12 protein-coding genes and 1 tRNA gene are annotated in these 14692 nt (G+C 47.4%); 7 read left to right on the top strand and 6 right to left on the bottom strand.

Annotated elements, in window-relative coordinates; all coding sequences use genetic code 11:
• Positions 1–49: 49 nt before the first annotated feature.
• The gene (locus tag NEPTK9_RS07510) at positions 50–217 is read right to left on the bottom strand and encodes a hypothetical protein (RefSeq protein WP_194848218.1); all 168 of its coding nucleotides are present in this window, start codon (positions 215–217) and stop codon (positions 50–52) included.
• A gap of 129 nt (positions 218–346) precedes the next feature.
• Here NEPTK9_RS07510 and NEPTK9_RS07505 point away from each other — a divergent pair, with 129 nt between their 5' ends.
• Positions 347–1141, top strand: a complete 795-nt coding sequence (locus NEPTK9_RS07505) for an MBL fold metallo-hydrolase (RefSeq protein ID WP_194848217.1) — start codon at positions 347–349, stop codon at positions 1139–1141.
• On the opposite strand, the gene NEPTK9_RS07500 is transcribed toward NEPTK9_RS07505, so the two are convergent.
• Entirely contained in the window at positions 1098–2429 is a 1332-nt protein-coding gene (locus NEPTK9_RS07500) for a response regulator (protein WP_194848216.1), read from the bottom strand. The genes NEPTK9_RS07505 and NEPTK9_RS07500 overlap by 44 nt on opposite strands.
• A gap of 280 nt (positions 2430–2709) precedes the next feature.
• On the opposite strand from NEPTK9_RS07500, the gene NEPTK9_RS07495 reads away from it, so the two are divergent.
• Complete coding sequence (locus NEPTK9_RS07495) at positions 2710–4134, top strand: AAA family ATPase (protein WP_194848215.1); 1425 nt, start codon at positions 2710–2712, stop codon at positions 4132–4134.
• Between the two features lie 13 nt (positions 4135–4147).
• Here the strand turns inward: NEPTK9_RS07495 and NEPTK9_RS07490 are convergent, their stop codons facing one another.
• The gene (locus NEPTK9_RS07490; RefSeq protein WP_194848214.1) at positions 4148–6412 is read right to left on the bottom strand and encodes an FtsK/SpoIIIE family DNA translocase; all 2265 of its coding nucleotides are present in this window, start codon (positions 6410–6412) and stop codon (positions 4148–4150) included.
• A gap of 44 nt (positions 6413–6456) precedes the next feature.
• Positions 6457–6530 (bottom strand) — tRNA-His (locus tag NEPTK9_RS07485).
• Between the two features lie 108 nt (positions 6531–6638).
• On the opposite strand from NEPTK9_RS07485, the gene NEPTK9_RS07480 reads away from it, so the two are divergent.
• Positions 6639–7580 (top strand): hypothetical protein, encoded by a 942-nt coding sequence (locus NEPTK9_RS07480; RefSeq protein WP_194848213.1) that lies wholly within the window; start codon positions 6639–6641, stop codon positions 7578–7580.
• Here NEPTK9_RS07480 and NEPTK9_RS07475 read toward each other — a convergent pair.
• Both NEPTK9_RS07475 and NEPTK9_RS07470 read right to left on the bottom strand, forming a co-directional pair.
• Positions 7519–8751 carry a ComEC/Rec2 family competence protein gene (locus NEPTK9_RS07475; RefSeq protein ID WP_194848212.1) on the bottom strand — a complete coding sequence of 411 codons (1233 nt, stop codon included), beginning with the start codon at positions 8749–8751 and terminating at the stop codon, positions 7519–7521. The two genes, NEPTK9_RS07480 and NEPTK9_RS07475, sit on opposite strands and share 62 nt — an antisense overlap.
• Positions 8752–8910: 159 nt before the next feature.
• A complete protein-coding gene (locus NEPTK9_RS07470) occupies positions 8911–10176 on the bottom strand; it encodes an NAD(P)/FAD-dependent oxidoreductase (RefSeq protein WP_194848211.1) in 1266 nt (421 codons plus the stop codon).
• A gap of 251 nt (positions 10177–10427) precedes the next feature.
• Between NEPTK9_RS07470 and NEPTK9_RS07465 the strand changes: the two genes are divergently transcribed.
• From NEPTK9_RS07465 to ptsP, 4 genes are read left to right on the top strand one after another with little or no spacing between them, the layout of a single operon-like run.
• A complete protein-coding gene (locus tag NEPTK9_RS07465; protein WP_194848210.1) occupies positions 10428–11321 on the top strand; it encodes a hypothetical protein in 894 nt (297 codons plus the stop codon).
• A complete protein-coding gene (gene hprK / locus NEPTK9_RS07460) occupies positions 11318–12265 on the top strand; it encodes an HPr(Ser) kinase/phosphatase (protein WP_194848209.1) in 948 nt (315 codons plus the stop codon). The genes NEPTK9_RS07465 and hprK overlap by 4 nt, the downstream gene beginning before the upstream one ends.
• Entirely contained in the window at positions 12249–12527 is a 279-nt protein-coding gene (locus tag NEPTK9_RS07455) for an HPr family phosphocarrier protein (protein ID WP_194848208.1), read from the top strand. Before hprK ends, NEPTK9_RS07455 begins: the two co-directional genes overlap by 17 nt.
• Positions 12528–14297, top strand: a complete 1770-nt coding sequence (gene ptsP / locus NEPTK9_RS07450; RefSeq protein ID WP_194848207.1) for a phosphoenolpyruvate--protein phosphotransferase — start codon at positions 12528–12530, stop codon at positions 14295–14297.
• The last annotated feature ends 395 nt before the right edge of the window (positions 14298–14692 follow it).

Genomic DNA, 14692 nt, shown 5'->3' with positions numbered 1-14692 from the left:
AGCAGGAACCAGCAGGGATTAGCGATAAGAGCCTGCTCCTAGGGTGTATTTAGACAACCTGGGAATCCTCTTCCTTTAGGGAGAGGAGGATGTCAAGAAGCGCTTCTGTTTCCGTTTCGCACGAGGGATCATTTTTCACTTTTTGGAGTGCTGCAGCATTTTTGATCAATTGATCGAGTGTCAGATCGATTTCACTTAATATTTTTTGTCGGGTCATCTGCTTTCCTATTAATTCTCCACCTATAATTAAATGCAATTAATTGTGTCAATATTAGTTGCAACGTTTTTGGCTAAGGTGTTGATCTTTTTGTAGAAAGAATTTGCAAGTCGTGCTAAAACTTTCCATATGAAACGATTTTGTCCCCTTGCATCTGGCTCCAAAGGAAACTCCCTTTACATTAGTAATGGTGAGACGCAACTGCTCATCGATGTGGGAATCAGCTTTAAAGCACTTAGTGAAAAACTTGGGGAGATCGATGTCGATATGGGGGAGATAGATGCCATCTTGGTCACCCATGAGCATGGGGACCATATTCGGGGAGTGGAAAGAACGGCGCAGAAGTTAGACATACCCATCTTTGCCAATAGTGAAACGGCCAAAGCGACCTTGAAGGAGATGAAAAGCCGTCCCCGTTTCAAAATCTTTTCGACAGGGGAGTCTTTTGAATATGGGGGGATGGAGATCCACCCCTTTAGCATCCAGCATGACACCCTCGATCCCGTTGCCTTTACGATTGAGATGGAGGGGACCAAGTTTGGGATCTGCGCCGACCTTGGTTTTGTCACAACCCTTGTGAAGGCTCGCCTTGTCGAGTGTGATTATCTGTACCTAGAGGCAAACCATGAGCCTTCGATGGTCTATGCATGTAACCGCCCTCCGGTCTACAAGCAGCGGGTGCTCGGGCGGCAAGGACACCTTTCCAACGATGCGTGCGCCGAGCTTCTTCAAGAGATCGACCACCCAGGCCTGAAACATGTTTACTTGGCTCACCTTTCCAGCGAGTGTAATAACCCCGAGCTGGCCCTTAAAAAGGTGCGGGAAAAAGTTGAGAGAGAGCTCTCCCTCTCCATTGCTTACCAGGAGAAGATCAGCCACCTCATAGAGGAATCATTAGGCCATCATAAGCAATGTCAATCTTGATATCGAGATTGCACTCTTGGAGGATGTCGTTATGGAGCTGCAGCTTGATCTGCAGATCGCTGTCCTTATGGTTCGGGTCGTGATGGGTAACGAGCCACTCCTTACAGCCGGTATATTTAAGAAGAACCGTGGCGTTTGGGATCGAAGAGTGTCCCCATCCCACTTTGCGGTAGTACTCTTCGGGGAAGTATTGCGCCTCATGGATTAAGAGATCACACTCCTTCAAGAAGTCGATGAGTCCCAGATGGGGCTCAAGGAGGGGATGTTTCCGGTGGATCTCATTGGGGTGACCATTGTAGCCTAAAAGAACTTCATTATCGGTGATGTAGCCCACCGTTTTGTTGGGGGCTTTAATTTTAAAGCCGACGGTGGGGCCGGGGTGGTTGGTGAAGTGGCAGTCAACAATGAGGCTCCCGATCGACACAGGGGTGTCATCCCGCAACTCTTTAAAAGTGACCTTGGCCTTCATCTCATCGAGGCGCACCGGGAAGTAGGCATAGGCGAGCATGCTGGTAAAGAGCTCTTTTGTACTCTTTTCAAAGCCGACCGGTGCCCAGATCACCACATCACAGTTTTTCTTGTAGAGGGGACTAAAGAAGGGGAAGCCCGTGATATGGTCCCAGTGGGTGTGGGATAAAAACAAATGAACCGTCTGGTGATCTTCCAAACCGATCAAGTCGCCCAACTGCCGGATCCCCGTTCCCGCATCGATGATGATCAAATCGTCCCCATGCCGCACCTCTAAGCACGAGGTGTTCCCTCCATAGCGGACATATTCTGCTCCTGCTACTGGATTAGAACCGCGCGTTCCCCAAAAGCGCAAGTAGGAGGTGAGTGTCGAAGGGATCGGATGGTAGCAGTGGTTTTGGATGATTTCAGCGCCGCTCTTTAAGCAGAAAGGTTTGGGCTTGAGCTTCCCTTCAAAAAAGGTCTTAACCAACTTGAAAAATTCTTCCATCTCGAAGGGCTTCGTCAAAAAGTAGTCGGCCCCCTCGTCAATGGCGGCATGGTAATTCTGCACCATCACATGGTAGGAGGAGACAATGACCCCCATCTTGGAGAAGCGGGCGTTGGTTTTGATCGTTTTCATCACCTCAATGGCGTGGATGTGGGGCATCATGAGGTCGATGATGAGAAGGTCGGGCTCGAATTCTTGGATTTTTCTAAGAACTGCCGGTCCTGTCTTTGCAGTGGCAAACTCATAGTTTTCCGCTTCTTTAGCGGTTAAAATCCCATCAATAAGAGCCGTGGAAGGGTCGGCGATGAGAATTTTCGGTTTCTTCTTCATACCCCGCATCTTACAAGAAGGGAGTTAAAATACAAGAAATCTAGGGCTAAGGGCTTCAAAGAAGATTTTTTGAAATTTACATTTTTTAAATAGCTTAATGTAAATGATTTGAAAAACATCTCGTACCACTAAAATAACAAATGACGATTTGATGGTGCGATATAGTCAAACAAAATGCACCATTAAATCAACAAATGTCATTTTAGTGGTGCGAAAAAAATCGAGAAAACGTACCATTAAATCAACAAATGTCATTTTAATGGTACAAGGAGTCTAGCAAATGTTTATTGGAAGAAAAGAAGAACTCAAGCTTCTTCAAGGGCAAATGAACCGTAACTTTGCAAGTTTTATCGTTATAAAAGGGCGTCGCCGCATAGGGAAAAGTCGGCTGATTCGGGAACTCTCCAAGAAATTTAAGCGTAAATTTTCATTTACAGGCCTCCCACCAACAGACGAGACAACCAGTACCTCTCAGAAAGAAGAATTTGCGCGTCAAATGAAAAAGCAAGGGTTTCCAGAACTGGTAGCAGATGATTGGGGGAATCTCTTTTGGGCACTTGGTAAAGAAGCTGAGAAGGGGACCATTCTTATTGTGCTAGATGAAATCTCTTGGATGGGCTCAAAGGATCCATTATTTCTGGGAAAACTAAAAGTTGCTTGGGATCAATATTTTGAGTCCAACCCTAATTTAGTTTTGATTGTTGCAAGCTCTATCTCTAATTGGATCAACAAAAATATCCTTAAAAATACGGGGTTTTTAGGGCGCGTAGATCTTACCCTCACATTAGATGAGCTTTCAATCAAGGAATGCTCAGATTTTTGGGGCAAAAGAAAAGACTCAATCTCCCCACTTGAGAAGCTAAAAATTCTTAGCGTTACAGGAGGGGTTCCAAAGTACCTTAGTCTGATCGATCCAAAGCAGACTGCAGAGGAGAACATCAAACAGCTTTGTTTTTCTGAGTCGGTTTTTTTGTTTAACGAGTTTGACCGGATTTTTCACGATTTATTTTCCAAGAGGAGCTCCATCTACAAAGATATTGTAGAAGCCCTATCAACTACACCTTCTTTGGACCAGGCAGAGATCTGTAGAAGAACAAATCGAAGTAATGGAAGAATTGTCTCAGAATATCTGACAGACCTAAAAGAAGCAGGGTTTTTGTCAGCCGATTTTACCTGGGATATTAAGACGCGTGAAACAAGCAAGCTAAGAAAGTATCGATTAAGAGACAACTACTTAAGATTCTATCTTAAGTATATTCTTCCAAATAAAGAGCAAATTTTAAGAGGGAACTTTAAGGAGGGCTCTCTTTATGGCAGCACTAGTTGGGAGTCAATTATGGGGCTTCAGTTTGAGAACCTTGTTGTTCATAATCGGCATGATCTTATGGAGCGACTATCCATTTCTCCTGAAGAGTGTCTTTATGATGGACCCTTTTTTCAGACAAAAACCGAACGGAGGAAAGGATGTCAAATTGACTACCTAATCCAAACGAAAAATACTCTTTATCTTTGCGAGATCAAATTTTCTAAGAATCCGATCGGCGTACAAGTGATTGAAGATGTCAGAAAAAAAGTCGAAAACCTATTCTTACCTAAGCTCATTTCAGTTCGACCTGTGCTGATTCATGTTGGTGGGGTTAGACAAAATGTTGTGGAAGAAGACTATTTTGATGCAATCGTTGATTGGACGGAGTTTTTATTGTGAACTGCGCGCTTTTCTAGTCCTTTTTGAGGAGGACGCGGCGGCGACTCCCATCAGGCGAGCCAATGATGCCATTGCTCTCTAGCTCGTCCATGAGAGATGCAGCGCGTGCATAACCGATCTTCAGCTTGCGCTGGAGGAAAGTGGTCGATGCAGTCCCCGTTTCCGTAATGATCTGATAGGCTTGGGAATAGAGATCATCTTTACCTTCGCCAGCCCCTACCCCACCAAGATCTGCAGAGGCCATCTGATCAAACGACTTGATCAGATATTGAGGGCCTAGCTGCCGCTCGATATGCTCGATCACCTGGTTGATATCTTCATCGCGGACAAAGACTCCCTGTGCGCGTGTCAGGTTATGGGAACCTGGAGGAAGGAAGAGGAGATCTCCATTGCCGAGGAGGTTTTCAGCGCCATTTTCATCGAGGATAATCTGGCTATTGACCCGGCTTGCCACCTTAAAGGCAATCCGACTGGGGAAGTTTGCTTTAATAAGGCCGGTGATCACCTCTCTTGAGGGGCGCTGCGTTGCTAAGATTAGGTGGATCCCCACTGCGCGCGCCATCTGCGCAATGCGGGCAATGGGCGTCTCTAAGTCGGAACTTGAAGCCATCATCAGGTCGGCAAACTCGTCAATAATCCCAACGATATAGGGCATCTTTCGGGGGATTTCCATCCCTCCTGCAAGCTCTTCCTCTTTCTCCGGATTGTATTTCCGGTTGTTAAAGGCGTGGATGTTGCGGAGCTTGAGCCGCTTGAGAATTTCGTACCGCTCTTCCATCTCTTTCACCAGCCAGTTTAAGGCGGCATAAGCACCATGCGCCTCGGTAATGACCGGAGCGATCATATGTGGGAGGTTTGTGTAAGAGCTGAGCTCTACCTTTTTCGGGTCGACGAGGAGGATTTTTACCTCATCAGGGCGAGCCGTCATCAAGATCGACATCACGATGCTGTTGATGCAGACCGATTTCCCTGAGCCCGTTGCTCCAGCGATGATACAGTGGGGCATTTTTGTGAGATCACAGAGAACATTATCGCCCGTAACTGTCTGCCCCAACATGATGGGGATGTGAAGCTTTTTGCTCCCCTTTTGATACTCGCTGAGCATCTCTTTAAAGCCCACCTCCTGCGGATAGAGGGAAGGAACTTCGACACCTACAGCCGCTTTTCCTGGAATTGGCGCGATAATTCGGATCGATTTGGCCTGCAAGTTGAGGGCAATGTCATTTTCAAGGACTTTGATCTTTTGAACCTTCACACCCGTTGGAGGATGGACCTCGAAAGAGGTGATGGTGGGGCCGCAGTTGATCTCTCCCACTCGCCCTTCCACACCAAAGCTTAGGAGGGTCTCCTCCAAAATCTTTGCCTGCCGCTCGAGATCTTTTTTCAGCGTGGGCTGGTCCACTTTTTTGGCGTTGGTGAGAAGATTTAAAGGGGGAAGGCGGTACCGCCTATAGGCGCCCACATATTTTTTGTTGTCCATCGTCTTGACTTTTCGCCCCGGAGCTGGTCGCTTTTCCAAGTGGGTCGAAATTTTAAGATCGGAGAGTTCTTCCTCCTCCTCTTCTTCCATCACTTCTCTTTCCTGAACGGGAGGGCGGGGAGAAAAGACAGGGACAATGGGGACCACTTTTTTCTTCACCTTGCGAGGTTTAAAATCTTTGGCCACCTTCTTAAGGAATTTTCCTGTCTCTTTCACAAACTCCCAACACTTCTTTGCCAGGGGGATGACCCGCGTGTTGGTGAAAAGGATGAGCGCCATGATTCCGGTAAGAGAAAAGGTGATCATCACACCCACGTTACTGAGGAGGTGCTGCAGGTTAAAAATTGGAAGGTCGCGGTAGAGATAGTAAAGGGGAACCCCACCTAAATTGAAGCGGGCCAATTTTTGGTGGTAGGGATAGTAGACCTCATAGATTTCAGAGATGACCCGCGACTCAATCAACCCATTAGAAAATCCTCCCACCTCTGTCAGAAGGTTGAGGAGGGCCGATAAGGAGACAATCCCGATGCCGAGGTAGAGGGTTTTCATCTTGAGCCCGCCGATCGGGCTTCCCATCAGCTTTTTCCAGCCGATCCACCCGATGTAGGTCGCAATGAGGTAAGCGGAGAGGCCAAAGGTCCAAAGCATTCCATAGCCGATCCCATAGCCAATCACCCCAAACCAGTTTTTCTGAGGGGAGGTATGGGTAAAACTGAGTATGCAAAGGAAGAGGAGAAAACTCCCGACTAAGACGAGAAGTCCCTGAACTTCTGGGTGTAAACGCTTTTTTTTATCCATATTTTTAATTTAACAGAAGTTTTTACATTGGAAAAGAAAAAAAGGGCGATCGACGGGATTCGAACCCGCGACATCTTGAACCACAATCAAGTGCTCTAACCAACTGAGCTACGACCGCCATAGGTAGAAGAGATCATTTTTACCCTAAACGGAGATTTTGGTCAATTTTTGCTAGAAGTTTATTTGCAAATGCTTTAAACCCCTTAGAAAACAAGGATAAATAAAGATGCTTGAACCAAAACGAAAGTTATGTAAAAATTTTTTTGAATCTCAAATCCTATTAGCATCGAAACTTGCAGAAGAAAAGGCTTGGAACAAAGAGCTCGACCCTGTGGGATATTTTGCGGGAGAATTTTTTGCTGGTCTTGCAGCCTTGGTGTATGACTATTTCTCGGGAGAGGTTCAAACTAAGTCTGATGAACAACAACAAGAAATAGGTCGCCAACATTTTGTTCTACGCATTGCCATTCCCCTTATCCTCCGTTTTGGAGTTGCCTATGGAGTTGCTAAAATGCGAGGGAAAGATCTTTCCCTTTGGAAGAAAGATCTTGTACTAAACCAGTTAGTAAGCATATTTCCAATCTTGGAGAGCGTTAAATTATTTTTTGATGATTCGTTGAAGCGTTCTGGGTACAATTGGACTATAGGGCCGCTTTTTAATCATGCTCTCAGCTTTGGAATTCCTTTTCTCGTTTCTTATCCTCTTTATTCTAATAAAAGAGTCTTTGTTGAAAAAATCTTTGATGAAGAAGCCTCTGCTGTAGGAGCCTGTGTTAAAGAAATCCTTATGAAGAATTTTAAGATTAACTGGGATAATACTACTTTTTTATCAAAACCTTTTCTGCTCTGCCTTATTGGAAATATTTTTGGACGGGCAGCTAAAAACAACGAGCAAATTCCTAAAAATCAAATAGAAATAAACTGTAAGTTTAAAGAAGTCGATACCCACCTGAAAATTATCTACAATACTGCTATAACCTTTTTGGGTTCTTATCTTGCTTATCAGATCACCAAAAGAGTGTTTAAGGTTGAAAATTGGTCCCCTATTTGGAAGTTAGAGGGAGCCATTGCGGCGGCTAGTATGGTTGCGCAAATGCTCTTTGTTTCTAGAAACTCTGGTTCCCTTTGCGAAAATGAATATCAAACGACAAATTGGTGGCACTCTTAATAGTCGACATAATAGCCAGAGCAAGGACAAGACAAGCAAGCGCCCAACCGCTTCCTCTCATTTCAAATAGGTAGCGCTTGGGCGCTTCCGCTATTAGGGAGATGAGAAAGGAGGCGAAGGGGGCGGTCAAAAAGTCGAGGTGGAGGAGGAAAGAGGCGAGAAGTGCTGTAAAAAGGAAGGGACAAAAAAGGTTGTAGATGGGGGCCATCAGGGGATAACTTCCAAAGTGGATGAGGGCAAGGGGCAAGGTAAGGGTGAGAACGGCCCCTTGAAGGGCGATCACTTTCCTTAGGTAGGTGCACACTAGATAGCCACATTGATCGAGAACTTTCATTTTTAGGAGCTCTTTATAGGGACGTTTGGGGAAAAGCTTGCGGAGCCTTTGCTCGAAAGGGAGATAAAAAAGGATAATCCCTAGGGTAGCGCCAAAGCTCAGCTGGAACCCGACGTTGGCAACGATGAGAGGGTCACCAATGAGCGCAAAGAGAAGGGCCACGCCAAGGGTATTTAAAGGGGTGGGGCGGTAACCGAGGAGGATCCCCACAAGGTAGATCAGCACACCGATCCATGCCCGGTTAATCGAGGGGGCACCTCCCATATAGAAAAAGTAAGCGCCCAGTAGGACGATGAGAACAGCGGCCAAGATCCGTTCGGGTAAAAACCGTTTGAGTAGGGTCGATAGGAAAAAAGTCAAAAGGGCAAAGTGAAAACCTGAGATGGCAAGAAGGTGGCTTAGCCCCACCACTCGAAATTGGTAGGCGAGGAGACGACTTTCTAAATTGCCTGTGGCAAGGGCGGTCATCAGATGGGCCACCTCCCGCTTTTTAAAGCGGGAGTGGATCCAGCGGCGGACCTTTTCTTTGGTCTGAAAGCGCCACTCGGCAAGACTAGATTGGGAAAGGGGAGTCCAGGTGGCTCCCTTTGCTGGCTTAAAGAAATAACGTCCCAGCCCCATTTTTACTGGCGTTCCGTAGGAGATATGATAGGAGACGTTGGCAGGGGGGCGCTTTTGCTTGGGATGAAAGTAGATGTGGCAGGTTTTCCCTTGAATCTTTCCGATGTAGACGATGGAGGTTTGGATGGGGCCGGCGTGCCGTTTCACCTCTTCGATATGAAAGGTGGCTGGTCCCTCTTCTAGGTGGGGCGGGTAGATCCAAAGAAAGAGAATCACGCAAGCAAGAGCGACAAGAGCAGTGCAAAAGGCAGGGTAGCGTCTCCAAAGGTATGTGATAGCAAGAGCTCTTGTTAATTTTTATCAACCACAGAGATCACAGAGGTAGATCGTTGGCTTCCCGCTGTGCTCTCCGTGGTTCAAAAATACCTAAGAAGACTATTTTTTGTCAGGCCGTTCTTTGATTGATTTGTGGATGAGCCGTGCGCCACGAAGTCCTGTCAAGTAGTGAAAGGTCCAGTCGAGCATGACCCCAAACTGGCTCCGGTAATTGACGAGGTAGAAGATATGGATAAAACCCCAGATGAGCCAAGCAAAGATCCCCTTAAAGTGGATCGCTTTAAAAAAGCCGACCGCTTTATTTTTTCCGATGGTGGCGATGCCTCCCTTATCGAAGTACTTGAAGGGACGCCGCTTTTTTTTAGGAATTTGTCGCCGGATAAGTTTTCCAATGTAGCGCCCTTGTTGGATCGCTGTGGGAGCCACAGCGGGCAGGGGTTTGCCATCTTTGCCGATCGAGCAGGCGGCATCGCCGATGACAAAAATCTCAGGGTGGTCGGGGATCGAAAGGTCGGGCTCTACCATCGCTCGTCCTTGCCGATCGAGAGGAATGTCGAGCGTTTTTAAAAGGGGAGAGGCGATGTTGCCTGCCGCCCAGATGACGTTCCCTGCTTCGATAAAGTCGTCGCCTACCTGCACCCCTTCTTCCGTAATGTTGGTTACCAGTTCATTGGTGATGACCCGAACCCCCATCTTCTCCAGATCTTTTCGGGCCCGCTCCGAAAGCTTTTCGGGGAAAGGGGGAAGGACGCGGGGAGCTCCTTCCACAAGGTAGATCTTCGATTTTTCAGGGTTGATCCGCCGAAAGTTTTTAAACAGCGTCTTATGAGCGATTTCAGCAATCGCCCCGGCCATCTCGACTCCTGTTGGCCCTCCACCGATGATGACAAAGTTCAGATGCCTCTCTGCCTCTTGAATACTATCGGTCCGCTCCGCCTTTTCGAAAGAGATCAAGATCCGCTCCCGAATTTTTAAGGCATCGACCACCGTTTTCAGTCCTGGCGCAAGGGGTTCCCACTGATCATTTCCAAAGTAGGAGTGGCGCGCTCCCGTTCCAATCACCAGATAATCATAAGGGACCTCATCCCCGTTTTGGAGGAGGAGTTTCCGGTTTTTCTTGTCGACCTGATCGACTGTTCCCATGATCACCGTTGTATTCTTTTGATCTGCAAAGATTTCCCGAAGGGGAGTAGCGATATCTGCGGGGGAAAGCGCTGCGCTTGCTACTTGATAGAGAAGAGGTTGAAAGAGATGGTGGTTCTTCTTGTCGATCAGGAGGACATCGAGGTTTGCTTTCTTTAACGTTTTAGCGCAGTTCAGTCCGCCAAAACCTCCTCCAACAATGACAACCCGTGTGTAGATCATAAGTTTTCCTCTAGGAGAACCCTCCATGATTGCCTTGCTACCATCTTGCTATTCTTTTAGTTTGGAAGCCTGATCTTCCCTCATAGCCCTAGGGCTATGGGGTCATCGAAAACCCAGGCTCCAAAATAAAATCTCCGACAACCTGGTGAGCAACTCAATCACTTCAGGATCTCTATTTTTTCTCATAACATGCTTGCAAAAAAGTATAAAGCCTTTTTAAACTGCTTTGTTAATAAACCTGTTGGGAGAGTATGCAGAAAGAGATTATTCAGTACTTTAAAGAAGGGGAGATGATCCCCTTAAGCGAGAGTAACTTTACTTGGGAAGAAGCTCATGAAAAGGTCCCCCGTCTCACCAAAGGATGGTTTGAGCTTAGCAAGTTAGAACCCACGATCCGTTTGGAGTTTACCCGGGACTACTGGTTTAATGCCCTTCCCTTTGATCCCCATGTTCATGCCTTCATTGACCGTTTTTTTGGAGGGGTTTCCGAAGTGGGTATGGTGGCGGCTATACCCAAACACATTCAAGAGCCGGGAATTTGCGAAAGCCAGCGCCCCAGGTTTAGCTCTACCGAAGCAGTCCCCTATCCAAGAGATAGGGGCGATGCAGAGGGAGTTAAAGATGGGGATGCTGGCGCAGGCAAAAACCGATCCTTGGATGAGTTTGGGTATAAAGGGGCGATCTATCTTAGCTACAGCTTGAAAGAGCGCTCCGAATTTTTCCTCGGGGGGCCTCCCCTTGTTGACGAAGAGATTTCCAATATGGGAGAACAGATCGACTTCCCCCTGCCCGAAGACTTTCTCCAGTTTTTTCGTGTTCACAACGGCTTTTTCAAAGGAGGAGATACCGGCATTTTCTCTTCAGGAGTTTTAGTAGAAGAAAGAGAGCGGTTTAGAACCCTTGAGACCCCCCTAATTTTAGGAGGAGAGGCTGTTCCTGGAGAAGCCCTTTTCCCTTTTTATCGTTCCTTTGACTCAGCGGTTTACCAATGCTTTTACAAAGAGTGGTATCCCGATGGAGCGGCAGGAAATGTCCTTTGCTCCCTTGGTGAGGGGACCATTTCCGACTACCGGACGTCCCAGCAGGGAAGTCTTGCCTTTCGCACCTTTTTGGACTGGCTTGCCTTTTACGTGGAGGGGATATGAAACTCGCGATCCAAGAGTTTTATGAGACCCACGGCGCTTCCCTGGGCCTTGAGACCATCCGCGTAGGACAAGGGGTGGAGCGAGAGATCAAGGTCTCTCATGTCCAAAGACCTGGCCTTTCCCTTGCGGGTTATATGAAGCGAAAAAGTGATAAACGGATCCTCATCTTTGGACGAATGGAGCTTTCCTACTTGTGTGATCTCGATCCCGAACTCCGTCTAAAAAGACTTAAAGGGGTGATTACCTCAGAGACCCCCGCAGTGATCGTTGCCCGCGCCCTTCCGCCACCCCGCGAGCTCTCAAAAGTGTGCCAAGAGCTCAAAGTTCCCCTTTTTCGGACCGAGGTTCACTCGATGCCCCTTTTAACAGAACTCACCATGCTCCTTTCCGACTACTTTGCACCGACCGATAGCCTCCATGGAACACTCGTCGAAGCCTATGGTGTGGGCGTTCTCATTCAAGGGGAGTCTTCTGTGGGAAAAAGTGAAGCTGCCCTTGGCCTTATCGAAAGGGGACACCGCCTCATTTCCAATGATGTGGTGATCCTGCGGAAGAGAAATTCCCATCTTGTGGGGTTGGCCCCAGAGCTTAACAAACACCTTCTCGAGCTGCGTGGAATTGGAATTATTAATGTGGCCCATCTTTTTGGAGCTGTTTGTGTTCGAAGCGAAGTTCAAGTTGATCTTGTGATTCGACTTGAAGAATGGAACGAAAAAGAGTATTACGATCGAGTGGGTTTAGAAGAACGTTTTACCGAAATTTTAGGATTGAGGGTTCCCCTGATTGTGCAGCCAGTAAAACCAGGAAGAGATAGCGTTCTTCTGATTGAAACCGCCCTTCTCAATCACCGCCTTAAAGAGATGGGATACCACTCTGCAAGAGAGTTTAACGACAAACTACTAGAAACCATAGCGAGAAAGAAAAAGATTGGAACAAGAGTGTGAATCGACAGCCAAAGTGAAGAACAAACTCGGTCTTCATGTCCGCCCTGCAACAACGATTGCAAAAATTTTGCAGAAGAGAAATGCAAAAGTTACATTGACTTATAAGGGTCAGTCGGTCAATGCTCGTAGCATTATGAGTATTATGATTCTCGCAGCGCCCAAAAATGCAGAGTTAAAAATCAAAGCCGAAGGGGCCGATGCAAAAGAGACCTTAGACGAACTTCTAAACGCCTTTAACACGAAATTTGGAGAAAGTGCCTAAATGACCGACACTCTTGAAGAAATTATCTTAGAAGGAGCACCCATCAGTGGTGGCATTGCCATTGGCAGTCTCTTTTTCTTAGAAGGATTTCAAGAAGAGATCGTCCCCGAATTTTCTATTCCCACTGCAGAAGTTGAAAAAGAGATTGGCCGTTACCGACGGGCCGTTCACTCGAGTCGAGAAGATCTTCATGACCTCCAAAGGTTCCTTGCTAAAGAGGGATCGAGCGAAGCCGTTTCCATTATCGATACCCACATTCAGATGTTGGAAGATCCCTTCATGACCACCTTTATGGAAAAGAAAATTCGGCAACGGATGAAAAACACCGAAACCGTCTTCCGCTCGGTGATGGTTGACTACGAAAAAGAATTTTCCAAGGTCAAAGATAACTTTTTCAAGCAACGTCTTTTAGATGTCAAAGACCTTTCCCAGCGGATCCTTCGCAACCTCCATCCCCGCAAAGCATTAAAAACCGAAGACATTCCCGACAACTCGATCATCTTTACCAAAGAGCTTGTTCCCTCAAGCATCGCTGAGGCCTCCAAAGGGCAGGTCAAAGGGTTTGTCACCGAAATAGGGGGCACCACCTCCCATGCTGCCCTCATCGCCCGCTCTAAAGGTGTCCCTTACGTTGCTAACATCTCCATCGACGCACTCTTCCCTTATAAAGGCTCTCCCGTTATCATCGACGGAAAGACAGGGACAGCGATTGTCAACCCCTCCAAAGCAACCCTAGACAAGTACCAGTCGCAGCAAGAAACGGATGAAGCCCAAAAAGTGGCCACCATTGAAGAAGCTGAAGAGGGGATCCAAACCAAAGATGGAGCCAAGGTAACCGTCTTTGCCAATATTGAAAACCTCTCCGACCTCGACCTTCTAGGACCCTACAAAGCCGAAGGGATTGGCCTTTTCCGCTCCGAGTTTCTTTTCTTTGGGAAAGAGCTCGAGACCTTTTCCGAAGAAGACCAGTTTGTCCTCTATCAACAGGTGATGGAAAAAGCGAAAGGGATGCCTGTCATCTTCCGCACCTTTGATGTAGGGGGAGACAAGGGGAACGTCAACCTTTACGAAGAAGAGCCCAACCCCGCTCTTGGCTGTCGTGGTATCCGCTTCCTCCTCCGCAATAAAGAGATCTTTGTCCAACAGCTTCGGGCCCTTCTCCGCGTCAGTCTCGATGGGGATCTCCGGATCCTCCTTCCGATGATCTCCGATGTTTCCGAGCTCCTCGAATCAAAAGAGCTCCTTCAGGAAGCGGCCCTCCAGCTCCGCTCCGAGGGGCATGAAATTGCCGATGAGATTCCCATTGGGTGTATGATTGAAGTGCCCTCAGCTGTCATGACCTGTGACCACCTTGCCAGCGCCTGCGACTTCCTCTCGATCGGAACCAATGACCTGACGCAGTATACCCTAGCTGCCGACCGAGCCACCCAAGATGTTCAGCCCTTCTACAAGCCCTTGCATCCCAGCATTCTCCGGATGATTAAGCGGGTTGTCGAAGCATCAGAAAAACAAGAAATCCCTGTGAGTCTTTGTGGGGAGATGGCTTCCAATCCGCTGATGACCCCCCTCCTTCTCGGCCTAGGGGTCCGCAAATTCTCTTGCGCTTCCCGCTACATCCCCCAAGTCAAGAAGGTGATCGCCCAGCTCTCTACGAATGAACTGAGAAGCCTTGCTGAAGAGGCCCTTTCTCTCCATACCGCCGAAGAAGTCGAGACGTTTTTAAGCAAAGCATATGGGGATCTTACCTTTGATGAGCCTTCTGAAGTTTAACCAATAAGCCAAATTTGAATAGGCTCTTCTGAAGCCTCATTAAGGCTTGAATGGCTGTTCAAAAAGCTTACACTGTGGCACTTCGCATATAAATTTTTCGCTTGAAAACGGCCTTGTTCACCTTTACAGGTAAAAAGTTCGCACATTTATCGGTGGTATATGTAAGAAAGATATGTCGGGGGCGGGGCCCCCCGCTGCCCCCTTGAGCTTCAATCTGGCAAGCCAAACCGATCTTCCTCGGGGGGCCGTGCAAAGCACTGTTCCACCCCTCGTTCAGATCAATTTTGCAGAGCCATCTTGAAGCCGTGGACACTTCACGACGCAGCTTTTCTTCGCCTTCGGCTCTGAAGCTGCGTAGGTTCAGTGTTTTTTTTTGTTAAGCTGAAAGTCAAACC

The sequence above is a fragment of the Candidatus Neptunochlamydia vexilliferae genome (genome assembly GCF_015356785.1).
GTDB lineage: Bacteria > Chlamydiota > Chlamydiia > Chlamydiales > Simkaniaceae > Neptunichlamydia > Neptunichlamydia vexilliferae.
The sequence above is the reverse complement of the archived record's forward strand: the minus strand, read 5'-3'. Positions and strand labels throughout refer to the sequence as shown.